Raw genomic sequence first — 24,591 nt, 5'->3', positions numbered from 1 at the left:
GAAAAAAATGAAGAAAATTAGTTTAATTATTGTATCTATTTTTACAGTTATTAATTTATATGCACAAGAAGATAATAAAGGTAGCCTTGATAAATTAGATATTTTAGATCAACAATCAAAAAATTTCTTTAAAAGTATTACAGGTTTAGAAAAAGATTATCTTGAAGAGCAAATTGATTCAATTCAAAATAAAACAAATAACGTAAATCCTAATATAAATCCTCAAACAGTGTTCGTTGAGAAACCAGAAGTATCACAAGAAGATTATGAGAAAAATGTTTTTAAACACCAAAATGAAATGGCTAGATTAACGAGTGATTTTACACGAACAAAAAATTTTAAAGATATAAAAATTAAAAGTATGTATTCTTTTAATGGTAAAGATTATGTAATTTTAAAAGTTGATAAAAAAAGTACTTCAAAAGCTGCTGCTGAGTTAAGTTCAAATATTGAAGGTCGATATGTAAGAGGTGACAATATTCTAGGTCACAAAATTATAAAAATTGATGTTAGAACTAAAACTGTAAAACTATATAAAAAAGTTGATGATGAATATGGTTATGTGATTTATTTAAGTAACTATGGAACATCTGTAAGTGATTTAAAAAAAGAACCAAAAATAAAAGAAAAAACTGTAAAAACAGCTGATACTAAAATAAAAGAAAAAGTAGCAAAAAAAGAATTTAGTATAAAAGAATCTTTTGCAAAAATAAAAAATAAAGCAATAACAAAAGAAGAAAAAATGGATTTTGATTCAAAAAAAGATTTCTCAAAATGTTTATATACAGTTAATAAAAGTAATTTAAATGTTAGAAATACATATGATATTGATGCAACTATTTTAAGAATTCTAAGAATCAATGATCAATTTACGATTCAAGATAAAAGAGCTGATTGGTTGCATATAGATACTATTTATAAAAAGAAATCAGGTGATGTTATGGTTGTAGATACTAACTCTAATTGGGTTCAATTTACAGATAATAATTTATCAATAGATGATGACAATTGTCGATAAGGTGTATTCTTGGCTAATATAGTAGGTGAATGTAATGAAAAAGTTAATCATCATATAAAAAATATTTCGGAAGAAATAAAACCCTTTACAAGTATATTTAATGAATTATTTGTTTTTGATAAAATTTTAATAAGTGAAAATGGTGGAAAAACAAAGTTAAATCGGCAAATACTAAATGATCATCATGATTTAATGCAAAATAAAATTCTTCTAATAATCTCAGAATTAGATCAAGCTTTAGATGCTGTAAAAGAGTATATGAAACTCTTATTATTAGAGTGCAATAAATCAAGTCAAATAGAGACTGTTAATTTAATATATGATGATAAAAACTTTTTAGATTTACTAGAAATGGATCTTGATACAAAAGTTATACCAGCTACGTCTAAAAAGAAACTTTTAAAAGATATTCAAACTTTATCAAATATAAAAAATAAAATATTCAATTTAAAATATTTAGTAACTATGTTTGATACTACAATTGTTGATAAATATTTAAATAAATTAGGAGTTGAAGATTTAATTAACAGTACTTTTATTTTTGAACTTATTGATACTTTTGGACTACATTTTGAAGAGTTAAAGAAGTTTGAATATACTATTGCGAACTTTAATAAAACTAATGAAAAAGTAAAAGATTTTTCTTCTTTAAACTATTTACTTGAATTACATAAAAGAAGAGCAGATAACTATATATATGCAAACTTTAGATATAAAATCTCTTTAGACTATAATTTAGATCTAAATTTAAATAAAAAAGTTGATATCAATATTCTTTATCTTGAAAATATAATTTCTTCTTTTATAGAGCAGTCATGTATGGATTTAGTAAAAAAAGAGATGAAAAAAGGGAAAATTAATAAATTAGTTGAAGTAAATATTTTTGTACATAAGAAGAATATTCAATTAGTAGTTAAAAATAACGGATTTGAAGTAAAAAATATTCACACACTTTTTATTTCAGATACAGAAAATAAGTATATTATTGAAGCAAAAAACCTTGCAAATATGTTAGGTGCTACTATGGAAGTTACAAGTATGGAAGATGAAGGTATGGCCTATACTTGTTCTTTTAAAATCTAAATAGAACTAAAATATTAGTTCTATTTATCGTCAAAATTTCCTATAATTTCTTTAGCTTTTTGTAAAGCTTTATCGCTAGAATCTTTATCAAATGTTAAAGCTACTGCCATTCTTCTTCCTACATGGCTCTGAGGCTTTCCAAATACTCTAATAATAGAATCTTTTGTAAAAGATTGATCAAAAATATCAATTTGTGGATTGAATGTATCATTTCTTGCTTTATAAGCAGCACTTGCTCCTGCACCATAATCAATATAATCTAAAGGAAGTCCTAAAACTGCACGTACATGAAGTGCAAATTCACTAGCAGATTGAGTAATCATAGTAACCATACCTGTATCATGTGGTCTTGGACTCACTTCTGAAAAATATACTTCATCACCCTTTACAAACATCTCAACACCAAAAATACCACGACCACCTAAACCATCAGTTACAGTTTTGGCAATATCTTGCGCTTTTTTCTTAGCTTCTTCACTCATATTCATAGGCTGCCATGAAAAGATAAAATCACCATCTTGTTGAATATGACCAATAGGTTCACAAAATACAGTTTGCTTTTCATTTCTTACAGTTAACATAGTGATTTCATAATCAAAAGTAATAAACTCTTCAACGATTAATTCGCTAGCATCCCCTCTTGCTTCTTTTGCTATTTCCCATGATTCTTGTAAATCTTCTTTTTTCTTAGCAACACTTTGTCCATGTCCAGAAGAGCTCATAACAGGTTTAATTACACAAGGGAAACCCATTTTATCTGCAGCAACTTGTAGCTGTTCAAAAGTACTTACAAACTCATAGCCACCAGTTTTTACACCAAGGTCAACTGCTGCAAATTCACGAATGTTTTTTCTATTCATTGTTTTATTAACCGCATTGGCATTTGGAATTACATGAAAACCTTCTTCTTCGGCTGTAAAAAGTGCTTGAATATTAATAGCTTCAACTTCAGGTAATATATAAGTAGGCTTTTCTCTTCTAATTACATCTAATATTTCTTCTTTATTTTTCATATTAATTGTATAAGATTTATTTGCTACTAGTTGTGCTGGTGCATTGTTATAACTGTCAACTGCAATAGTTTCAATTCCAAGTCTTTGTGCTTCGATTACAACTTCTTTTCCTAACTCGCCACTTCCTAGAAGCATAATTTTTATAGAGTCAGATTTTAAAGGTGCTGTGAAATTCATATTTATTCCTTAATTTTAATTTATTTTTGTGTCTCTTGATAAAATCTTTTATCATAGTTTGTAAGATTATTCTTTTTTATAACGGATTTTAATATAGCTAAGTATTTTTTTCCAATACCAGAATATTTTAACATTGTTTGGGATAATTCCATTCCCATTGGATTTTTATTTTTTATACGTGCTTGATATCTTTTTTCACGAAAAGATTTATAAGCTGTATGTCTATTTAGATTTAACATATAAGCACTAAGAGAATCTTGTAAATTATTAAATACTCTAATTAAATGCTTAGAACCAGCTGCTCTTCTTTTTGGAACAATTCCATTTTTTGCATTATATGTCCAATGTCCAAAAATATTATTGGCTTTTTTTGTAAATCTACTTTTACCCCAAGCACTTTCAACTGCAGCTTGTGCAATACTCATTGCTGGAGGAATAACATCAATTTTCAACATATAAGATTTTAAATCATAAAGTTCTTTTACTCTGTATCTTTTTTGAAGCTCACTTAGTTTTTTTAAGTCTTTTTTAGTGATATTTGTTTTATTAGAGGAAAGTGTTTTTTTTACAAAAGTTCTTTCTTCTAAAATTTTTAAATTCTCTTTTTTTGTTAATTTATAAATATATTCAGCAAAATAATCTTTTGCTTTTTTTGTATCTTTTATTTTGTAATACTCACTAGGCATTCCTTTTGCAAATAAATTTAAAGAAAAAACTATAAAAATAGCAAAAAAAATCTTAGTAATTTTCATAACTATTTACCTAGTTGTTGTAAAAACATTTTTTACAGCACCTTTAAAATAAATAGTATTATCCACTAAAGATAAAGTAAGTTCTTCGTCACTTTTTGGATAAACAAAAGTTTTATTAGAAACTAGATTTAAATTATTTGCTCTTAAAAAACAAGCAGCCATTCCAGTTCCACAAGCTAGTGTTTCACCTTCTACTCCTCTTTCATAAGTTCTAACTTTTATAACACCATTTTCTATTTTTGCAAAGTTAACATTTGCATTATGCTCATATCTCATTTTCGCACATAAATCATGATCATAATCTTCTAAATTATCCACAATAGTAACTAAATGTGGAACACCAGTATCTACTAAATACCAAGTAAAACCATCTTGTTCAAACTCGTCTTTTATAACAAGAGGAGCAGTTAATTGAGTTTCGACAATATCTTCTTCAACAATTGATTTAATTAAGCCAGCACCTGTTAAAAACTGCATTGAATTAGGAGCTAATCCATTTTTAAAGGCATAATGAGCACAGGCTCTTGTACCATTCCCACACATTGAAGCATCACTTCCATCACTGTTATAAAATAACCACTCAAAGTCTGCTTTCTCATTTGGAACTAGTACTATTAAGCCATCAGCTCCAATTCCTTCTGTTCTATTACAAAGTTCAATAGCTTCTTTTGAGTAGTCTTTTTTTATAAATGTGTGAAAAATCACAAAGTCATTTCCACTTGCACTATATTTTGTGTATGTCATATGATTTCTCCCATTATTCTTTCAACTTCATTTTGAAGATGTTTTAAATTTTTTGAATTGTCTATTACCATATCTGCTAAATTTTTCTTCTTTTCTATATCCATTTGATTTGAAATTTTTAATTTAGCTTCTGCTTCATCAATATTATCTCTTTTCATTAATCTTTGAATTTGAATATCTCTTGGTGTATAAACTACTAAAGATTTTGGAATTGGATAATTCATTTTTTCAAAGAATAAAGGAATATCAACAAAATATGGCTTATTCTGTTCTTCGAATATTTTTGATTCTTTTATAATCTCTTCTTTAATTAGTGGGTGAAGTAAAGCTTCAAGTTTAAGTTTGTTCTCTTCATTTGAGAAGATGATTTTACCTAACTCTTTTCTTAATACTTTTCCATTTTCAACATATTGTTCTCCAAACATAGAGACTATTTTTGATGAGTTTTCATCAAGTAATCTATGTGCGATTAAATCCGCATCAATTGTAAGAAAACCATGAAGTTTAAAAAGGTTACAAACTGTACTTTTACCCGTAGAAATTCCACCTGTTAAGGCGATTGCATTTTTAAATAAATCATTAATCATGTAAGATTCTACAATAATTAAGATTTATTTAAATTTAATAGTAGTTTTATCTTTTAGCTATGCCAGTTAATTCTCTGTGTTCACTAGCTGGAAATACAAATGAAGCATTATGTATTTCAGAAGAGTAGTAGTTTAAATCATCAATAAAATCAGATCTTTGTAAAATTAAATCTGCTGTTGGATGATATTTTTTAGAAGCTAATATTGAAGTGCTATGTCCAAATTTAAATGGCATGGCAATCCAAAATTTAGTACCTACTAAAAGTAAATCTTTTTTTAATTGCTTTTCATCTCTTGAAAAAGCTGAAGTTGCAAATGAGATTAAACCATCATCACTTAAGATTCTTTCTATGTTTGCTAAAAGTAATTCATCAAGATTTACATCAGTTAAAATTATAACGTCAATATCTTTTTCATTTTTTGATGTTAAAAGTGATGAGTCTCCAAATTCAACAGTTGAATATGAATGCTTTTGCGCCTGTGCTTTTAAGTCTTCACTAGCAGTACCAATAACTAGTACTTTTGAAGCTTCTTTATGAGTACATAATGGTACGTGTACCATCATTTCATTAAATGCCTTGTTATCTTTCATTATATATAGTCCTTAATATTTATAAACATTTTGATATAATAGCAAAAATATTTTAAATTAATCAATGATTAAAGCAAAGACAATTAAAAAGGTGAATAATGAGCACAGTTAGTTACAAAGACGCAGGCGTAGATATCGATGCTGGTAATCAGTTTGTAGAAAATATCAAACCATATGTAAAATCAACAATGATACCAGGTGTTTTAGGTGGAATAGGTTCTTTTGCAGGGGCTTTTGAATTACCTACTGGATATAAGCAACCTGTTATTCTTTCAGGTACTGATGGAGTTGGAACAAAACTTAAGTTAGCAATTGATTGTAAACAATTTGATACTGTTGGAATTGATTTAGTTGCTATGTGTACAAATGATTTATTATGTAACTTTGGTGAACCATTATTTTTCCTAGATTACTATGCAACTGCAAAACTTGAAGTTGAAGAAGCAACAGATGTTGTAAAAGGAATAGCTGAGGGTTGTATTAGATCTGAATGTGCGCTTGTTGGTGGAGAAACTGCTGAAATGCCTGGAATGTATAAAGAGGGTGATTTTGATTTAGCTGGTTTTTGTGTTGGAATTGCAGAAAAAGAAGAGTTAAATAGAATTGAAAGAATTGCTGCAGGTGATACTTTAATTGCCTTACCATCTTCTGGTATTCACTCAAATGGTTTTTCATTAGTTAGAAAACTATTATTAGATAAATTAGGTATGTCACTTGATGATGATTTCCAAGGAAAACCTTTAAAAGATGTATTATTAGAACCAACTAGAATTTATGTAAAAGAGTTCAAAGCTAATAAAGATAATATTAATGCATTAGCACATATTACTGGTGGTGGGATTACTGAAAACTTACCAAGAGTTTTACCTGATAATTTAAAAGCAGTTGTAAAAAGAGACTCTGTTAGAGTTTTACCTATTTTTGAATTTATGGGTGAGCATGTAGAATTAGAAGAAATGTATAGAACATTTAATATGGGTGTTGGTATGGTTTTAGTTGTAAATCCTGCTAATGTTGATGCAGTACTTGCTAATACTGATGGTTATGTTATTGGTGAAATTGCAGCTGGAGAAAAAGGTGTTGAGTTTATCTAATAAACTTTTACATTTTTCATTTAATAAAAAAGGCTAAGCTTATTTGAGCTTAGCCTTTTTTTATATCTTAATCTTTTTTATTTTTATAATACTTTAAAATCTCAACAACTTTAGAAGCATATCCCCATTCATTATCGTACCAAAGTAGAAGTTTAATCATTTTATTATTTTTAACATCTGTATATCTATGATCTATGATAGTAGTTTTATTCTCTTTTTTAAAGTCACTTGAAACTAAAGGTTCATAATTATTTAACATAATAGGAAACTTTTGATTTTTTTCATACTCTTCAAAGATATTTATTATCTCTTCTTTTGTAGATGATTCTTCTGTAAATAAAGTAACATTAATAGCACCCACTGTGTCAGTTGGAACTCTTAAAGAACTAGAGGAAATTAAATCTGAATTGATATTAGGAAGAATATATGAGCAAGCTTCAATTGTAGTTGTTTTATTTGGAATAATATTTTGAGTAGAAGATCGTCCAAACTCAAAGTTACACTCAACATCTCTAGTAGGACTTCCTACAAAGCTTCCATCTAAAACTCTTTGATGATTTAATAATGGATGAATAGTTACAATATCTCCACAAAAAATCCCTTTTTCTTCTTTTAAAAGATTTAAAGCAGGAAGTAGTGCTGTTGCATTGCATGAACTTGTTGAGATGATTTTATGAATTTTTTTGTCAAGTTGTTTTTCATTTACTCCCAATATTAGGTTTATATCTGCATTTGAATTTGGATGTGTTAAAAAAACTGCATCAACATCAAGGTTTTGTAAAATATTTTTATCTTCTTTTTTTCCACTTGCATCAATTATAATATCAATATTGCTGAGGTTTATATCTTTTAAACAAGAGTGATTTAATATTTTTATTTTAGAAGAGCTATTTTGTATATAATTATTGTCTATAATTTTGAATTTATTTTCAATATTTCCGTAAGTTGAATCATAGTTTATTGAATAAACAATATTTTTAATATAAGGATTTATTTCATTTATTGAAACTATTTCAAAAGTATCATTTTTATCTAACAATCGTAAAATGATCTTTCCAATACGTCCAACACCATTTAATAATATTCTTTTTTTCATATATAGCTACCTATTTTAATACAAAATTTTTGAAATTGTACCATTTATCTTATTATCTTTGATATAGTTATTTACAATAAATATAAAGGAAATTGAAAACATTGAATAAAACACAAATAAGTTGCAGTTTATATGACCATATTGAAATAGTATGTTTATACAAATATAAAATTGAAATTCATACTATTAATGAAGAAATTTTTAGAGGAATTGCAGTTGATACAAAATTAAATGATGAAAGAGAAGAGTGTGTGGTTATTACAAGTGAAAATATTAATAAACTTATTATATTAGAAAACATTAAAAAGTTAAAAGTACTTACTCAAAATGCTAAATTTAGTGAAATCAATTTAAATAAACTTTAATATTAATTATACAATATATAAATATTATTAAAGGAAAATAATTATCCTTTAAGTTTTTCTATGACATACTTCTTAAATAAAGTAAAAATAGAAGGATAAAGAAATGAAAACAATAACAACAACAGCAGGTGAAAAAGTTGGTAGTCATCAAGACTCATTAACAGCAGGTGCGCGTGGACCATTATTAATGCAAGATTACTATTTAATAGAAAAACTTGCACACCAGAATAGAGAAAGAATACCTGAACGAACTATGCATGCAAAAGGTTCAGGAGCTCATGGTACTTTAACTATAACTAATGATATAACAAAATATACAAAAGCAGATATCTTTAATGAAGTAGGAAAAGAAACTCCTTTATTTTTAAGATTTTCTACAGTTGCAGGTGAAAGAGGTGCTGCTGATGCAGAAAGAGATGTAAGAGGTTTTGCAATAAAATTTTATACACAAGAGGGAAATTGGGATTTAGTTGGAAATAATACACCTATATTTTTTGTAGCAGATCCATATAAGTTTCCAGATTTTGCACATACTCAAAAAAGAGACCCAAGAACAAATATGCGTAATACAACTGCAATGTGGGATTTTTGGTCATTAACTCCAGAGTCTTTACATCAAATTACAATTTTATTTTCAGATCGTGGCTTACCCACTGATTATAGACATATGCATGGATTTGGTTCTCATACATATAGTTTTATAAATAAAAACAATGAAAGAACTTGGGTTAAATTTCATTTTAAAACACAGCAAGGTATTAAAAATCTTACAAATGAAGAGGGTAATAAAATTATTGCAAATGATAGAGAAAGCTCTCAAAAAGATTTATATGAATCAATTGAAAATAAAGATTTCCCAAAATGGGATTTAAAGATACAAGTAATGAGTGAAGAAGAAGCTTCTAATCATAAAGACAATCCTTTTGATTTAACAAAAGTTTGGTCTCAAAAAGAGTATCCACTTATAGATGTTGGTGTGTTAGAGTTAAATAGAAATCCAAATAATTACTTTAATGAAGTAGAACAAGCATCATTTTCACCATCAAATATGGTTCCTGGAATTGCTTTATCTCCTGATAAAATGTTACAAGCAAGAGGTTTTGCTTATCCAGATGCTCAAAGATATAGAGTAGGAACTCATTATGAAGCTTTACCAATTAATAGACCTTTAAATGAAGTTAATACATATCATAAAGATGGCTCTATGAGTTTTGAAGATATAAATAAAAAAGCTGGACTTATTTATGAGCCAAATAGTTTTGGTGGAGCAAAGGAAGATGCTCAATATTTAGAACCATCATATCCAATTGAAGGTGATGCAGCTAGATATGATAGGAGTTTAAATAATGATCATTTCTATCAGCCAAGAGATTTATTTAATTTAATGAATGATAATCAAAAAAGTCAACTTTTTTCAAATATAGCAGGAGCTATGCAAGGTGTTCCAAGTGATATTATAAATAGACAAATTGAACTTTTTGAAAAAATATCATCTGCTTATGCAAATGGTGTAAAAAAGGCTTTAGATGACTGCAGCAATAACTAAAGAAGAAGAAAAAAGGTTTGAAGAATTACAATTACTTGCCTTAGATTATGCAAGAGAAGGGAAAACAGATCAGTTAGATAAAATGTTATCTTATGGAATGCCTATAAATCTTTGTACCCATAAAAACGATACTTTACTAATGCTTGCAACTTATAATGGCAACTATGAAACTGCACAAATGTTAATAAATAATGGTGCCAATTTAAATAAAGTAAACCAAAGAGAACAAACACCTTTAGAAGGAGTTTGTTTTAAAGGTTATATAAAAATAGTAAAATTACTAGTAGAAAATGGTGCAGAAGTTACTAGTAATTCAATAAATTTTGCAAGTATTTTTGGACACAAAGAAATAGTAAAATATTTAAAAGATAAAACACCTTCAAAAAAATATAAAATAGTAGGAATTGATGTAGAAACTATTTCTAATTTTATATCAAAAGTTAAAGGCTTTTTTTAATTTATTTCTTCCATCTCAATAAATAAAAAGTGAGAATTGCTAAGAGCTTCGATATTTAGCATATTCTCATTTGTAATTTCTAAAGCATCACCATGCCTTAACTCAATTGTATTAACTTTTGATGAACCCTCAATTTGTACAAAATATACTTGTCTATTTTCATTTATTTTATACTCCAGTTTTTTATTTTTTTGAAGTTTTGAAGCATAAATATTTATATCTTGATAGATTTTTATTTTAGCATTTCCTTTTTGTGAAGAAACGATATTTAAAAGTTTATTCTCTTTTTCTTCTTCTTTAAATCTATATGAACCATAAAGTTTTGGAAGTGAAGTAGTAGGTGGAATTATCCAAATTTGAAGAAGTCTTAAATCTTGCGAATTATGAATATTATGCTCACTATGATAAATTCCATCTCCAGCACTTAAATATTGAACCTCACCTTTCTTTAAAGTTTCACTATTACCCATCGAATCTTTATGTGTAATTTCACCATGTACAACATAAGAAATAATTTCTACATTAGAATGAGGGTGTGTGTCAAAGCCTGAATTAGGATGAATAATATCATCATTAAGTACTCTTAAAACACCAAAGTTTATATTTTCTGGATTTCTGTATTCTGCAAATGAGAAATGAAACCTTGATTCTAGCCATCCAAGATTTGATGTTCCCATATTTTCTTTATTTAGTTTTTTTAACATTGTTTATTTCCTCCTTCAATTATGTCCTTGGCATATAATTTTTGGTTCCAAACCTAATAAAGTGAAACTATTCACTTCATTTATACGGTTTTCATATCAAAAGCAAAACATTCCATAGATAAATTTGTATATGTTATTTCATGGTTGAATGATTTTGCTTTTTTATTTATAGCACTTCCATAGATAATATATAGAGGTAAAAAGTGCTCAGGACTAGGGTGATTTTGATAAAAAGTATTTAAGTTTTTTATTTCAAGTAACTTTTGTTTATTTCCACTTTTCATAGCTTCTACTACAAAGTCATTAAAATCCTTGGCATACTTTTTCACCTCTCCTAAAACACTCATATCTGATAAATTATGTGTTAATCCTCCACTACCTATAATTAATGCGTCTTTTTTAAAAACCTGTAGTTTTTCACCTAAATTAATCAATTGTTCAATTGAATAATTTAGAGGAATTGATAGTTGTATTACAGGAATATGAAGTTCTTCATACATCATTGCTAATGTACTCCAAACTCCATGATCATATGTATTTCTAGTTGTATCAACTTCTATGTTAATATCTTGTTTTTCTAACTCTTTTATTATCTCTAAGGAGATGTTCTTCTGGCTATTTATTTCATATTTGTAATTATATAATTCATCTTCAAAGCCATAAAAATCATACATTAAACCTTTTGTTTCATAATTTATAATTTTTAAATCTTTTGTAGTCCAATGTGCTGAAACTACAATAATATATTTTGGGTTTTCTAATGTATTTGCAAATGTTTTTATATTTTTTTTTGTAAATGAATTTCCTAAAATCATATTAGGAGCTCCATGTGAAATAAATAGACTTGGGTTCATCTTTTATCCTTATTTTGCCACTTGTACAAATTGTTCTAAAATTCTTTTAGAACTATCTTCTCTTAGTGGAGTTTGGTATGTTGTAATAATTTCTCTTGGCATTACAAGAGAACCTAATTTTGAAAACTGACTTCTCATTGCATTACTTACATCACTTCCTCCACCACCTGAGTGTGTTGCTAACTGGATTGGTTTTAATGTAAATACTTCTCTAAAATCATCTCCAACTCTTGAAATCCAAGCTACTGTATTTACAAGTACTGGAGGCAGTGAGAAGTTGTATTCAGGAGACACAAATACATATGCTGAAGCATTTTTCATATCTTCTATTAAAGTTCCTATTTTCTTTGGAATGCCATCATGTTCTTCTTTAAAACTATCATACATAGGAAGGTCTAAATCAACTAAATTAATTATTTGACTCTCTTTTCCTAACTCTTTTAATTGACCTTGAAGAGTGTTTGCTAACTTCATATTTTCATTTAAACTTGCTACAAATATTAAATACATTTTGAACTCCTTTTATTTCTGAACTTAGCTAATTATTTAGCTAAGATTCCTTCTACTGCGATGTTTAATTTTACTTTTTCACCAACAACTACGCCACCAGCTTCTAAGGCTTTATTCCAGTTAAGACCATAATCTTTTCTATTAATTTTACCATTTAATTCTAGTCCAACTCTTTTATTTCCCCATGGATCTGTAACTGTTCCATTGTTTTCAAAATCTAGTTCAATATTTTTTGAAATACCTTTTATTGTAAGTACTCCATAAGCTTTATCATCATCAATTTTATCAAGTTTGAATGTTAAAGTTGGATATTTTGAAGCATCAAAAAAATCAGCAGATTTTAAATGACCGTCTCTTTTTTCATTATCAGTATCAATAGAATTAACTTCAACTTTTCCTTCTAAGGCTTTTAACGTATTTGTCTTTTCATCGTAGTTGATTTTTCCAGTAAAAGTATTGAACTTCCCTGCAACATTTGAAATCATTAAATGTTTTACTTTAAATCCTACATTTGAATGGCTTGCATCCACATTGTATGTTCCTGCGTATAAAGCACCTGCACTTAAAATTGAAGCTAATCCTAATTTTACTAATTTTGTCATTTCTTATCCTTTTTATATGTAGTACTAGTTAGTACTATTTGTTTAAAATTTTTTTAATTGGCCTTATAAACCTTATTTAGAAGGGCATATAAAGTATCTAATTCTTCGTCACTTAAAACTTCAAGTGAGTTATGTAAATTTTTTGCATGATTTGGGAATACTTTTTCAATTACCTCTTCACCCTTACTTGTAAGAGTAAGTATAGAAGCTCTTTTATCTTCTGGGTCTGCAATAGTTGTAATCCATCCATCTCTTTTTAGATTTTTTACTACTACTGTTATATTTCCAGGAGTACTCATTGTAAGTTTTGTAATTGAACCAATATTTAAATCACCTCTGTGATAAAGCACTTCAAGTACTTTAAACTGATTAAATGTTAAGTCAAAGTCGTTTAAATAGTTAACCATGTTGTTATGAAATTTTAATCTAATTCTTTCTAATCTAACGATTGTTTTCATAGATTTATCTGTTCTTTTTCCATAAGTTTTAAGTGATTTTGTATTCATGTCTCTAACTCCTTGTTGAAATTATACTACTAATTAGTAATAAATGTCAATAGTTTTAATTTAAAATACTACTAGTTAGTACTAAAAAACCTAAAAAAAAGGCCAAAGAATGGCCCTTAGCTAAATTTAGAAATTTATGATCTTTTTGCAGTTGACATAAAAACAGCTGCCAAAATAAGAAACATACCTGTAATTCTATTTTGAATTTTCATAGCTTTTGTATCTTTTATTAAAAATTTAAGCTTTGATGCCATAGAAGAATAACCAGTCATAACAATAACATCAATAATAACAAGTGTTAGAGAAATGATTAATAATTGATACCAAATAGATTCATTTGGATTTAAAAACTGAGGAATAAAAGCAACAAGAAAAACTGTTGCTTTTGGATTTGTTAGATTTATTAAAGTTGCAGTTATAAAAGCTTTTTTTGCACTATAAGTTTTTATTCTATGGGCTTCTTCAACCATTTCAACTTTCTCAAATATTTTACTAAGTCCCATATATATTAAATATGCAACACCAATCCATTTGATAATATTAAAAATTAGTACAGATTTTGCAATTAGGGCACCTAAGCCAATTACTACAATAAAAGTTTGAATTAAAAGACCAGCTTGAAGACCAAAAATAGCTGCGTAAGATTTTTTAAGACCATAATTAATTCCATAATTCATAGATACAACAGCACCAGCTCCTGGGGAGATTGAAATAACAATAGTTGCAAGTAATAAAGTAAGCCAAGTATTTAAATCCATAATATTTCCTAGTAGTTTATATATTAAAAGATATCAAAAAAATACTTAACCTCTTCATAATAAAAACTTGGATAAAATAATACGTTTTGCTATAAAGAATGAAATAAGGAAACAATATGTTATTAACTCCAGGACCTACTCCTGTACCAGAATTTGTAAGAAAGGCAATGGCTGATATTACAATTCATCATAGAACTCCAGAGTTTGAAGCTATTTTTGCAGAGACTAGAGAGTTATTATTTGAACTATACGGAATGGATGAGGTTGTTATGCTTGCATCTAGTGGTTCAGGTGCTATGGAAGCATGTATCACAAACTTAACACACAAAAAAGCCCTTACAATTAATTCAGGTAAATTTGGTGAAAGATTTGGAAAGATATGTAAAGCTTTTGATATTGAATATACTGAAATTAAAAATGAATGGAATAAAGCTGTAAGTGTTGAAGAGGTGCTTTATGCTCTTGACCAAGATAAAGATATTGATGCAATATTTATACAAATTTGTGAAAGTGCTGGAGGATTAAGACATCCAGTAGAGCAAATTGCACAAGAAGTTAAAAAATTAAATAGAGATATTACGATTGTTGCAGATGGTATTACAGCAATTGGTGTAGAAAAAATTGATACAACAAATTTAGATGCAGTAATTACAGGAAGTCAAAAAGCTTTAATGCTTCCTCCTGGACTTGCAGTAATCGGTTTATCAAATAATGCAGTTGCAAAAATAGAAAAAAAATCTAGAGGTTTTTACTTTAATTTAGCAACTGAAATCAAGCAACAAAGAAAAAATACAACTGCATGGACAGCAGCAACAACTTTAATCATTGGTCTTAGAGAAATTTTATCAAATATTAAAAACAATGGTGGTTTTGATGCTTTATATGAGAAAACTGCTTTAAGAGCTAGTTCTTCACGAAAAGCTTTAAAAGCAATTGGTTGTGAAATTTATCCTGCCACTCCTGCAAATGCAATGACTACAATTTATACAGAAAATGCACCTGCTATTAGAAAAATATTAAAAAATAAATATGGTGTAAATATTGCAGGTGGACAAGACCATATTAAATCGCTAATTTTTAGAATTAATCATATGGGATTAGTTGATGACAATGAAGCTGCTTGGGTTTTAAATACTGTTGAGTTAGCAATGGACGAATTAGAAATAAGAACATTTGATGGAACTGCTAATAGAGTATTTTCTACAAATATGTTTAAAGGAAACTAGAATAGATGGTTTTTGAACATGAAATTCCAAAAGGAAGTAGATTATACTTTGGTAAAGCAGCAAAAGCTAAGAGAGCTTTAGAAAACAAAGTATGCCAAATTTTAGAGAATAAAGATTTTGAAGAGATTATCACTCCAAACTTCTCTTATTCTCAACATCAATCAATTGAAAATGAAAAGAAATTAATTAAATTTTCAGATGAAAAAAATGAACAAGTAAGTTTAAGAGCTGATTCAACTTTAGACGTAGTTAGAATCATTTCTAAAAGACTTGGACGAACAACAAAACATAAAAAATGGTTCTATGTACAGCCTGTATTTACATACCCTTCAACTGAAGAGTATCAAATAGGATGTGAATGGATAGGACATGATAATATAGCTGATATTATGAATTTAACTACAGATATATTAAAAGCTTTAAATGTTGAACCAATTTTACAAATATCAAATATTAATATTCCAAAGCTTGTGGCTGTTGAATTAAATATAGATATTGAGTTATTTAAAAATGGTGAGATAGCATCACTATTTAAACTTAAATGTAATTGGTTAAACAAACTAATAAAAGTTAAAAGTATTGAAGATTTAGAAGAAGTAATTAGTTTAGTACCAACTTCTATAAAAGAAGAGTTAAAAAAGCTATTAAATAGAGCAAAAGAAGTTAATTATACAAACAGCATAATTGCGCCACTTTATTATGGCTCATTAAAATATTATGATGGTATTTATTATAGAGTTATAAGTGATAATTTGACAATATGTAAAGGTGGTATGTACTCAAGTGAGGGTTCATGTTCATTAGGTTTTGCATTATATACAGATAGTTTATTAAAAATTTTAGAGGATTAATATGAGTAAAGCAGATTTAATTGTAGGAATACAATGGGGTGACGAAGGTAAAGGTAAGATGGTTGATATGCTTGCCCAAAATTACGATATGGTTTGTAGAAGTCAAGGTGGACACAATGCAGGTCATACAATCTGGGTTGATGGTGTAAGATTTGCACTTCATTTAATTCCATCTGGAGTTTTAAATCCAAAAGCTATTAATATTATTGGAAATGGAGTTGTATTATCTCCTGAATCAATTATTAAAGAAATGGAACAGTTTGGAAACTTAAGTGGAAGATTATTTATCTCTGATAAAGCGCATTTAAACTTACCATACCATGCTTTAATTGACCAAGCAAAAGAGAGACTTAAAGGTGATAAAGCTATTGGAACTACTGGAAAAGGAATCGGACCTGCATATGCAGAGAAAATTTCTAGATCTGGGTTTAGAGTAGGTGAGTTATTAAATCCTTCTAAATTAACAGCTTCTATCTTAGAGTATTTTGAGCAAAATAGAGCAATTTTTGATGTACTTGAAATTGCAACTCCAGAAGAGAGTGAATTATTAGAGTTATTAAATACTTATAAAAATGCTTTAGCACCACTTATTGCAGACACAACAAAAATGGTTTGGGATGCAATTGATGCAGATAAAAAAATATTATTAGAAGGTGCTCAAGGTACTTTACTTGATATTGACCATGGAACATACCCTTATGTTACTTCTTCTTCAACTGTAAGTGCAGGTGCTTGTACTGGCTTAGGTATAAGTCCTAAAGATATTGGTCTTGTAACTGGTATTGTAAAAGCATATACAACAAGAGTTGGAAATGGTCCTTTCCCATCAGAAGATTTTACAGATGAAGGTCAAAAAATCGCTGATATTGGAAAAGAAGTAGGGGTTACAACTGGACGTGGTAGAAGATGTGGTTGGTTTGATGCAATTGCAGTTAAACACGCAGCTAGACTTAATGGTTGTGATCAATTATCTTTAATGAAATTAGATGTATTAGATGGTTTCCCAAAGATTAAAATTTGTGTTGCTTATGACTTAAATGGTGAAAGAATTGATTATATGCCATCTGATTTAGATAATGTAAAACCAATTTATGAAGAGTTTGACGGTTGGGATACACTAGTAGGTGCAAGAGATTATGATGCACTTCCAGAAAATGCTAAAAAATATATAGAAAAAATCGAAGAAGTAACATCTGTAAAAGTAGGAATCGTTTCGACTTCACCAGAAAGAGCTGACACAATTATAAGAGGATAGTATTATGAGAATGAAGACACATCATACACCATATATTTCTAGAAGAATCACAAGAGATTTAGTTACTTGTGATTTTGTAGAAATTAGAAAAGAAAAGCATAGTATTGAAGCTGAAGTTGAAAAAATACTAGATGCTGATATTGATAAAGAGTATGATTTAGATGAAAAAGTCGATACGATTTTAGATGAACAAGAAGAAGAAATCGAATTTCATAATGCAGATAGAAGACAACTGTTTTGGATGACTAAAAAAAGATTAGCAAATGATTTTGGTGTTATTTTAAATAATGAAGATAGATTTTCTGATATTGCACATCAAATTTTAGATTATTTATGGGATGAAGATTATATTCATTATACATGTTCAGATAATCAAATTAAAAATGTAATTTTTGCTTCAATTGACCAATTTATGAAAGGTTTTGAGGAAGCAGATTCTTGTGTTTTTGAAAAGATAAAAACATACAAAAGAAAGCTAATACCTGGAACAGAAGACTATGATATTATTTATCATAGATTATATGAAGAAGAATTAATAAAAAGGGGATTGATTTAATATGCAAAAAGTTTGGATATATTTAGAAAATGGAACATTTTTAGAAGCAAAATCATTTGGTGCAACAGGTACATCTGTTGGTGAGATAGTTTTTAATACATCATTAACTGGATATCAAGAGATTATTTCAGATCCATCATATGCAGGTCAATTTGTTACTTTCACAATGCCAGAAATTGGTAATGTTGGAGTAAATGCAGATGATATGGAAAGTAAATCTTGTCATTGTAAAGGTGTATTAGTTAGAAATTATCATAATGATTATTCTAATTATAGAGGTGAAGATAATTTAGATTCATTACTAAAAGAGCACAATGTTTTAGGTATTTGTAATATTGATACTAGATATTTAACTAAGATGTTAAGAGATGAAGGAGCTATGATGATGATAGCTTCTACTGAAATTCACGATAAGGATGAATTAGCTAAGCAATTAGAAAAAAGTCCTAGAATTGAAGATATTAACTATATTGAAGAAGTATCTACAAAAGAAGCATATGTTCATAAATTTGGAGCATGGAATCACGAAAATAAAGCTTATAATAAAGCTGTAATGAGTGATAAAAAGATTGTTGTTGTTGATTTTGGTGTTAAAAGAAATATCTTAAATGAATTAGTTGAATCAGGTTTAGAAGTAGAAGTAATACCATCTTCTTTTAAAGCAGAAGATTTAATTGCAAGATTTGAGAAAAAAGAAATTGGTGGAATTTTCCTTTCAAATGGTCCTGGTGATCCATTAACTCTTACAGAAGAGAAGAAAGAAGTTCAAAAACTAATAGATGCTAATATTCCAATGTTTGCAATTTGTTTAGGACACCAAATGTTATCAATTGCACATGGTTTTGATACTTATAAATTAAAATTTGGTCAACATGGTGGTAACCATCCTGTTGCTAATACTAATAAAGTAGTAGAAATCACAGCACAAAACCATAACTATAATGTTCCAGATAATATTATAGAAATAGCAGAAATTACACATCAAAATTTATTTGATAATACAATTGAAGGTGTAAAATATAAAAACAAAGAGATTTTCTCAGTGCAACATCACCCAGAAGCTAGTCCAGGGCCGCATGAGTCTAAATATATTTTCAACGAATTCGCTAAGATTGTAAAATAAGTCATCTTATTTTTGCAATTACTGCGTTAAAAGTATAACTTCTTTAACAATCTTGTTTATAGTTAGCGTTTTAGATATAAAAAAAGGGAAAGAGTAAGAACTCTTTCCCTTTTTTTATTGTTTTAATTAAATTTAGATTATATTTTATATTAAAAACATTTGAATAAGTTCATATGTTCCAGCAGTAGCAACTCCAGCTGCAATTCCTGCAACTAAATCATCTCCCATAACTCCCCATCCACCTTTTACGTCTCTATCAATTTTACCAATTACCGAGGGTTTCCAAATATCAAATAACCTAAAATAAATAAATGCAAGTGGTGCCATAATCATCATGTTCTCTGCCGTAATTCCACAAATAGATATAGCAATCCACATTCCTGCTAATTCATCAATAACTATCTCTTTTCCATCATGAACGCCTACTTCTTCTTCATATATATCTATTTGTTTTACAGCAATAACACTAATTAGCAATGCTAGCATAAAAATAGTTGATACATGTAAGTATGGTATAAATGGTAAAATCAATAATAAAGATACAAAAGAACCTACTGTTCCAGGTGCCTTAGGACTTAATCCTGAATATCCAACTGTTAAAAAAAATTTTCTTAAATTCAAAATCAATCCTTACTTTTTCTTTTCAATACCAAGTTTTTTTCTTTTTTCCCAAAGAGACTTTCTTGAAATTCCTAATTTTTTAGAAAGTTCTGTATCTGGGTATTTTGATTGATATGATAAAACCATTAATTTTACATAATCATTGATTGTCATTATATTTGTATTAGACATTAATAAGTTTGAGTCATTAAACTCTATTTTTCTATATGGGAAGTCTTCTTCAGTTTCTAGTGAAGAGATGATACAATTTTTATCTTCAATTAATTTACTTAAATTTTCTTTTGCACTTCTTTTTAGTGAATGGAATTGTGTTAAATATATAATTCTTTTTTTATCAATATTATTTAATTGTTTTTGCCATGTTGAAGTCCCTAAAGATATAAAAGAAATAGGCATATCTAGTTTACGTGATAATTCAAATACTAATTTATCGGCACATTTTTGAGAGTTTGATTCTATTAACGTTGGAAATGAAGGTGGAAGTAAAACTTCTTTTGTATCGATATCTTCCATTATAAAATCAACATATTCTCTAAGTGTTTGAAGTTCTCTTCTAATAGACCTACACTCTTTATAATGATATATTTTTCTTACTAACTCATCCATAATAAATGGTTTCATAATATAATCTTTAGCGCCATCTTTTATTGGATTTGTAACTGTTTCATCTGAGATATATGAAACTAATAAAAGTATAATTGCTGTTTCACTATATCTTTTGATTATGTTTTTACATAAAGATGAAGGAAGTGAAGTTGATAATAAGACAATATCATAATCTTTTGTTAGATTATCTATATTTGGTGATTCAATATAATCACAACTGTGCCCATCATCTAGTAATCTTGAAACTACTTTTTGTGCTAAGTAAATTTCATTTTCTATAATTAATATATTCATCTTTTAATCCAATTATAATATTTTAAAGTAGCTATACTTTGTACTGCAACGCCTTCACTTCTTCCAATAAAACCCATCTTTTCAGCAGTAGTGGCTTTTATGTTTACAAACTGTTTTTCAATTCCTAGTAGTTTTGCAATTGAAGATTTTATCTCTTGTTTATGTGGATTGATTTTTGGTTTTTGAGCGATTATTGTTAAATCAATATTTACAATTTCATATCCAACATTATAAATAAAATCAACAATCTCTTTTAATAAAACTTTTGAATCAATACCTTTGTATTGTGCATCTGTATCTGGGAAAAATTCACCAATATCACCAGCTCCAGCAGCTCCTAAAAGTGCATCAATAACAGAATGAATTAAAACATCACCATCACTATGTGCTTTAAAACCATACTCAACAGGAAGTTTTATTCCTCCTAAGTACATCTCTTTATTCTCTTCAAATTGGTGGATATCAAAACCCGTTCCAGTAAAAAAATTATTAGATGGTGCTTTTAAAGAAGGTATTTCTTCTAATTCATTACCAAAAGTTAATTTTGTACTCTCAGTACTTCCTTTGATATATTTAATGCTTCCATTATTTGCTTTAATAGCAGAGCTATCATCTGTATATTCTGTATTTGTTTTTAATGATTCTTTTAGAGCTTTAGTATTTGAAAGTTGTGGAGTTTGGATAAGTTTTACATTATCTCTATTTATAGTATTTTCATTATAAATAACAGTATCAGAAACATTTAAAACAGGTACAATACAGTCTGCTTTATCTTTGTTTTCTAATAATTCAAGAATAACACTTTGTGGTATTCCTGCTCTTGCTACATCTGATATCATTACATATTTTGTATTTACTTCATCAAGTGAGTTTTTGATAGATTCTTGTCTAGTATTGCCACCTGCTACAAAACAAAAATCATCAGAAAAATTGTTCATATATGAAATTTCATTTTTATGAGAAGTAACAATGATTTTTTGAAAGTTTGCATAAGTAGCTAGTTTTTTTGTAACATTTAGCCAAAGTGGTTCATTATCTATTCTTAACCATTGTTTCTTTGCTTTATGCTCAAATCTACTAGAGTTACCAGCACATAATACTATAAGCGTGACATCTAACAAATTAGTCCCTTGTGTAAAAAAGTTACATATTATAGTTAAATGTTACTTACGCATAAGTTAAGAATTTTTGCCTAACTCTTCTTTTATTGCATCTATTGCATTAACAAAGTGTTCTAAGTCTAATTTATATTCAATAACCTTTTCAACAGCTTTCTCAATAGCCTTATGGCTAAGTGGTTCTCTAATATTTGTTAAGATTTTAATAATCTCAAGAATTTGTACTTTTTTAATAAATTCTTTAGGACAGTTCTTTAAATCACCAACAAATCCAATTGAAAATACCAAGTTATGACCTAAGGACCAGTTTTTAAAAATATTTGCAGTAATTCTAGCACAGCTATACCCCACAAACTCTTCTTCACAAAGTGTCATATCATCATTTTTATTTAAACAATCTAGAAACTCTTCTGTTTGTTTATTTTCTTGTATTACCTCAGAAATTACAAACTTACCTGTCTCTTGTAAAAAAGCAGGAAGTAGTAATTCATCTTTTAAATCAAAATCAATACTTGATATCCATGTATTAACAATTTTACTAGCTAATGCGCTTGAAAACATAAAATCATCAGTTGTTACTGCATAAGCACAAAGATTAGACTTCAGAGTATCTTGAATTAAAGTTCCCATTGCAACAGAGATTGTAAAATTCATTCCTAATAAATGTATAGCTCTACTTAAGGTATCAACCTTACTTCTAAAACCAAACATAGAGGAGTTCGCAACTCTTAAAATAGTAGTAACCATTAAAGGGTCTTGTTCTATAATTTTTACAAGCTTTTCAGGTGTAGAGTTTTTTATTTTTTTAAAATCATCTAACTCTATAATACTACCTGGCAAAGGGGGTAGGGAATCTATTTTTTGTACTAACTTTTTCTTCATAATATTCCTAATTCATCAACAACTTTTTTAAATGTATTTATTATATCGTGTTTTTACTACTTTTAAATTGAATAAATAATTTATTTTATTGTTTCTCTAAGCCTTATTTTAATATCTCTTTAGCATACTCATCTATATTTGGTAAAGTTTTTACAAGTTTGTTTTCTTTCATAAAAGTAGCCATTTGTTTATATACCTCTTTATCAAAAGTTGCAGGATTTTTTGCTAAATAAGGTAATGTATCACTCCATGCAAGAGTATTTAACTTATTATTTAACTCTTTTGGTTTATAGCTAACAAAAGCTTCCCAAGATTTTTTTGGATTTTCTTTTAAATATTTTGTAGCTTCTTGTAAGGCTTTTACAAAGTTTTTATATTTTTCAGATGTTGCGTTATCTTTATTTGCTACAACTATAAGTTCATCATATTTTGGAACTCCATAATTTTCTGGAAAAAATGCAACTCCTTCGTGCTTCTCTATTTGTAGTTGATTTAATTCAAAGTTTCTAAAAGCTCCAATTACTGCATCAACTTGTTTACTCATTAAAGATGGAGATAATGACCAATTTACATTTATAAGTTCTACATCTTTTGCTGATAAATTTACTGATTTTAACATAGAATCTAATAGTGCAGTTTCAAATCCACTTACAGAGTATCCTACTTTTTTACCTTTTAAATCTTCTATTTTCTTTATATCGCCATTCTTTAGTACTACTAAACTATTAAGTGGAGAATCGACAAGTGTTGCAATTCTAACTAGTGGTAAACCTGCTGCTACTTGCATTTGAAGTTGTGGTTGATAATCAACTGCTAAATCAGCTTTTTTTGCAGCCACTAATTTTGGAGGCATTGATGGATCTGCTGGTTCAATAATCTCTACTTCAAGATTGTTTTTTTCAAAGAAACCTTTTTGCTGTGCAATTATAATTGCTGCATGGTCAGGATTTACAAACCAATCTAAAAGTAAGCTAACTTTTTCTTTATCTGCAAATGCAGTTGAACTTAAAAGTATTAAACTAAGTGTTATTTTTGATATTATTTTTTTCATGTTTTTTGCCTTTTTTATTTGTTGTTATGATAGGTCTAAGCCCATTTGCCAAAAAGATATTTCCATACGTGTTGCTGTTGTAAAAATATCTTGTATCTTTTCCATTTGTTTTTCGCATAAGTCTTTGCATAACTCTTCAAAAAACTCTCTTGCATCATTTGCAGCTTCTTGATACTCTTTTGAAGAGTACATATCTATCCAGGATTGATATGGGTTATTTGCTACACTTAAATTATTTTCTGTGATATAATCAGCTACTTTTGCGTAACCTACAAAACAAGGTATTAATCCTGCATAAAGTTGTGTTAAATCACCACTTAACCCACAATCAAGCACATATCTAGTGTAAGCTACACAAGCAGGAGATTCTTTTTCTTCATATATAGATTTTTCATCTATTCCAAACTCTTTACAATAATTTATATGAAGTTGAATTTCATCTAGTATAGAGTTTAAAGCATTTCGTGAAAAATTCATTTGCTCAAAATTTTCACTTTTGTACATAGCAAGTGCAAATGCCCTTGAGTAATGAAATAAGTAAATATAGTCT

General features: G+C 28.0%; 29 protein-coding genes. 11 read left to right on the top strand and 18 right to left on the bottom strand.

The features are described 5' to 3' along the window. Positions 1-7: 7 nt before the first annotated feature. Together GBG18_RS10500 and GBG18_RS10495 are read left to right on the top strand one after the other, a co-directional pair. Positions 8-1,018 (top strand): hypothetical protein, encoded by a 1,011-nt coding sequence (locus tag GBG18_RS10500; RefSeq protein ID WP_152190898.1) that lies wholly within the window; start codon positions 8-10, stop codon positions 1,016-1,018. A 9-nt stretch (positions 1,019-1,027) separates the two neighbouring features. Next, the gene (locus GBG18_RS10495) at positions 1,028-2,101 is read left to right on the top strand and encodes a hypothetical protein (protein ID WP_152190896.1); all 1,074 of its coding nucleotides are present in this window, start codon (positions 1,028-1,030) and stop codon (positions 2,099-2,101) included. A gap of 20 nt (positions 2,102-2,121) precedes the next feature. Here the strand turns inward: GBG18_RS10495 and purT are convergent, their stop codons facing one another. Genes purT through GBG18_RS10470 form a run of 5 tightly spaced genes read right to left on the bottom strand, consistent with a single transcriptional unit; the run spans position 2,122 to position 5,966 of the window. Continuing rightward, on the bottom strand, positions 2,122-3,291 hold the full coding sequence (gene purT / locus GBG18_RS10490; protein ID WP_152190894.1) for a formate-dependent phosphoribosylglycinamide formyltransferase: 1,170 nt from the start codon (positions 3,289-3,291) through the stop codon (positions 2,122-2,124). Positions 3,292-3,311: 20 nt separating this feature from the next. Continuing rightward, a complete protein-coding gene (locus GBG18_RS10485) occupies positions 3,312-4,043 on the bottom strand; it encodes a glucosaminidase domain-containing protein (RefSeq protein WP_152190892.1) in 732 nt (243 codons plus the stop codon). A gap of 6 nt (positions 4,044-4,049) precedes the next feature. After that, entirely contained in the window at positions 4,050-4,787 is a 738-nt protein-coding gene (gene dapF / locus GBG18_RS10480; protein ID WP_152190890.1) for a diaminopimelate epimerase, read from the bottom strand. Next, positions 4,784-5,374, bottom strand: coding sequence for a dephospho-CoA kinase (gene coaE, locus GBG18_RS10475; RefSeq protein WP_152190889.1), 591 nt, complete (start codon positions 5,372-5,374; stop codon positions 4,784-4,786). The genes dapF and coaE overlap by 4 nt, the downstream gene beginning before the upstream one ends. Positions 5,375-5,420: 46 nt before the next feature. Further along, entirely contained in the window at positions 5,421-5,966 is a 546-nt protein-coding gene (locus tag GBG18_RS10470) for a class I SAM-dependent methyltransferase (RefSeq protein WP_152190887.1), read from the bottom strand. A gap of 98 nt (positions 5,967-6,064) precedes the next feature. Here GBG18_RS10470 and purM point away from each other — a divergent pair, with 98 nt between their 5' ends. Further along, complete coding sequence (gene purM, locus GBG18_RS10465; protein ID WP_152190886.1) at positions 6,065-7,060, top strand: phosphoribosylformylglycinamidine cyclo-ligase; 996 nt, start codon at positions 6,065-6,067, stop codon at positions 7,058-7,060. A 67-nt stretch (positions 7,061-7,127) separates the two neighbouring features. On the opposite strand, the gene GBG18_RS10460 is transcribed toward purM, so the two are convergent. Beyond that, the gene (locus GBG18_RS10460; RefSeq protein ID WP_152190885.1) at positions 7,128-8,156 is read right to left on the bottom strand and encodes a glyceraldehyde 3-phosphate dehydrogenase NAD-binding domain-containing protein; all 1,029 of its coding nucleotides are present in this window, start codon (positions 8,154-8,156) and stop codon (positions 7,128-7,130) included. A gap of 101 nt (positions 8,157-8,257) precedes the next feature. On the opposite strand from GBG18_RS10460, the gene GBG18_RS10455 reads away from it, so the two are divergent. From GBG18_RS10455 to GBG18_RS10445, 3 genes are all read left to right on the top strand, one after another. Beyond that, positions 8,258-8,521 carry a Rho-binding antiterminator gene (locus GBG18_RS10455; RefSeq protein WP_193311119.1) on the top strand — a complete coding sequence of 88 codons (264 nt, stop codon included), beginning with the start codon at positions 8,258-8,260 and terminating at the stop codon, positions 8,519-8,521. Between the two features lie 103 nt (positions 8,522-8,624). Beyond that, entirely contained in the window at positions 8,625-10,067 is a 1,443-nt protein-coding gene (locus tag GBG18_RS10450; protein ID WP_152190881.1) for a catalase, read from the top strand. Further along, positions 10,048-10,524 (top strand): ankyrin repeat domain-containing protein, encoded by a 477-nt coding sequence (locus tag GBG18_RS10445; protein ID WP_152190879.1) that lies wholly within the window; start codon positions 10,048-10,050, stop codon positions 10,522-10,524. The genes GBG18_RS10450 and GBG18_RS10445 overlap by 20 nt, the downstream gene beginning before the upstream one ends. Here the strand turns inward: GBG18_RS10445 and GBG18_RS10440 are convergent. The 6 genes from GBG18_RS10440 to GBG18_RS10415 form a co-directional block, all read right to left on the bottom strand. Continuing rightward, entirely contained in the window at positions 10,521-11,228 is a 708-nt protein-coding gene (locus GBG18_RS10440; RefSeq protein WP_152190877.1) for a pirin family protein, read from the bottom strand. The genes GBG18_RS10445 and GBG18_RS10440 overlap by 4 nt on opposite strands. An 80-nt stretch (positions 11,229-11,308) precedes the next feature. Next, positions 11,309-12,082: a DODA-type extradiol aromatic ring-opening family dioxygenase gene (locus GBG18_RS10435; RefSeq protein WP_152190875.1), complete on the bottom strand. Its 774-nt coding sequence runs from the start codon at positions 12,080-12,082 to the stop codon at positions 11,309-11,311. 9 nt (positions 12,083-12,091) lie between these two features. After that, complete coding sequence (locus GBG18_RS10430; RefSeq protein ID WP_152190873.1) at positions 12,092-12,592, bottom strand: NADPH-dependent FMN reductase; 501 nt, start codon at positions 12,590-12,592, stop codon at positions 12,092-12,094. 32 nt (positions 12,593-12,624) lie between these two features. Beyond that, positions 12,625-13,194 carry a YceI family protein gene (locus tag GBG18_RS10425; RefSeq protein ID WP_071626678.1) on the bottom strand — a complete coding sequence of 190 codons (570 nt, stop codon included), beginning with the start codon at positions 13,192-13,194 and terminating at the stop codon, positions 12,625-12,627. Between the two features lie 53 nt (positions 13,195-13,247). Further along, positions 13,248-13,700 (bottom strand): MarR family winged helix-turn-helix transcriptional regulator, encoded by a 453-nt coding sequence (locus tag GBG18_RS10420; protein ID WP_071626679.1) that lies wholly within the window; start codon positions 13,698-13,700, stop codon positions 13,248-13,250. A gap of 134 nt (positions 13,701-13,834) precedes the next feature. After that, positions 13,835-14,458 carry a LysE family transporter gene (locus tag GBG18_RS10415; protein WP_152190871.1) on the bottom strand — a complete coding sequence of 208 codons (624 nt, stop codon included), beginning with the start codon at positions 14,456-14,458 and terminating at the stop codon, positions 13,835-13,837. Between the two features lie 116 nt (positions 14,459-14,574). Between GBG18_RS10415 and GBG18_RS10410 the strand changes: the two genes are divergently transcribed. From GBG18_RS10410 to carA, 5 genes are read left to right on the top strand one after another with little or no spacing between them, the layout of a single operon-like run. Further along, entirely contained in the window at positions 14,575-15,684 is a 1,110-nt protein-coding gene (locus tag GBG18_RS10410; RefSeq protein WP_152190870.1) for a pyridoxal-phosphate-dependent aminotransferase family protein, read from the top strand. Positions 15,685-15,689: 5 nt separating this feature from the next. Next, entirely contained in the window at positions 15,690-16,535 is an 846-nt protein-coding gene (locus GBG18_RS10405; protein WP_152190868.1) for an ATP phosphoribosyltransferase regulatory subunit, read from the top strand. Between the two features lies 1 nt (position 16,536). Then, on the top strand, positions 16,537-17,790 hold the full coding sequence (locus tag GBG18_RS10400; RefSeq protein WP_152190866.1) for an adenylosuccinate synthase: 1,254 nt from the start codon (positions 16,537-16,539) through the stop codon (positions 17,788-17,790). Positions 17,791-17,794: 4 nt separating this feature from the next. Next, positions 17,795-18,346, top strand: a complete 552-nt coding sequence (locus GBG18_RS10395; RefSeq protein WP_152190864.1) for a DUF507 family protein — start codon at positions 17,795-17,797, stop codon at positions 18,344-18,346. A gap of 1 nt (position 18,347) precedes the next feature. Beyond that, positions 18,348-19,469, top strand: a complete 1,122-nt coding sequence (gene carA, locus GBG18_RS10390; RefSeq protein WP_152190862.1) for a glutamine-hydrolyzing carbamoyl-phosphate synthase small subunit — start codon at positions 18,348-18,350, stop codon at positions 19,467-19,469. A gap of 144 nt (positions 19,470-19,613) precedes the next feature. Here carA and GBG18_RS10385 read toward each other — a convergent pair whose 3' ends face one another. The 6 genes from GBG18_RS10385 to GBG18_RS10360 form a co-directional block, all read right to left on the bottom strand. After that, positions 19,614-20,090, bottom strand: a complete 477-nt coding sequence (locus GBG18_RS10385; RefSeq protein WP_152190860.1) for a phosphatidylglycerophosphatase A family protein — start codon at positions 20,088-20,090, stop codon at positions 19,614-19,616. Positions 20,091-20,099: 9 nt separating this feature from the next. Further along, positions 20,100-20,990: a response regulator gene (locus GBG18_RS10380; RefSeq protein WP_152190858.1), complete on the bottom strand. Its 891-nt coding sequence runs from the start codon at positions 20,988-20,990 to the stop codon at positions 20,100-20,102. After that, positions 20,987-22,111, bottom strand: coding sequence for a bifunctional 2-C-methyl-D-erythritol 4-phosphate cytidylyltransferase/2-C-methyl-D-erythritol 2,4-cyclodiphosphate synthase (locus tag GBG18_RS10375; RefSeq protein ID WP_152190856.1), 1,125 nt, complete (start codon positions 22,109-22,111; stop codon positions 20,987-20,989). Before GBG18_RS10375 ends, GBG18_RS10380 begins: the two co-directional genes overlap by 4 nt. 57 nt (positions 22,112-22,168) lie before the next feature. Continuing rightward, positions 22,169-22,990 (bottom strand): HDOD domain-containing protein, encoded by an 822-nt coding sequence (locus GBG18_RS10370; protein ID WP_152190855.1) that lies wholly within the window; start codon positions 22,988-22,990, stop codon positions 22,169-22,171. 103 nt (positions 22,991-23,093) lie between these two features. After that, on the bottom strand, positions 23,094-24,041 hold the full coding sequence (locus tag GBG18_RS10365) for an ABC transporter substrate-binding protein (RefSeq protein WP_152190853.1): 948 nt from the start codon (positions 24,039-24,041) through the stop codon (positions 23,094-23,096). Between the two features lie 24 nt (positions 24,042-24,065). Further along, on the bottom strand, positions 24,066-24,591 hold a 526-nt coding region (locus GBG18_RS10360; RefSeq protein WP_152190851.1), incomplete at its 5' end, for a TenA family protein.

The organism is Poseidonibacter ostreae, from assembly GCF_009208075.1.
Classification (GTDB): Bacteria; Campylobacterota; Campylobacteria; order Campylobacterales; family Arcobacteraceae; genus Poseidonibacter; species Poseidonibacter ostreae.
Note: the sequence above shows the minus strand (reverse complement) of the source record. Positions and strands in the feature narration are given on the sequence as shown.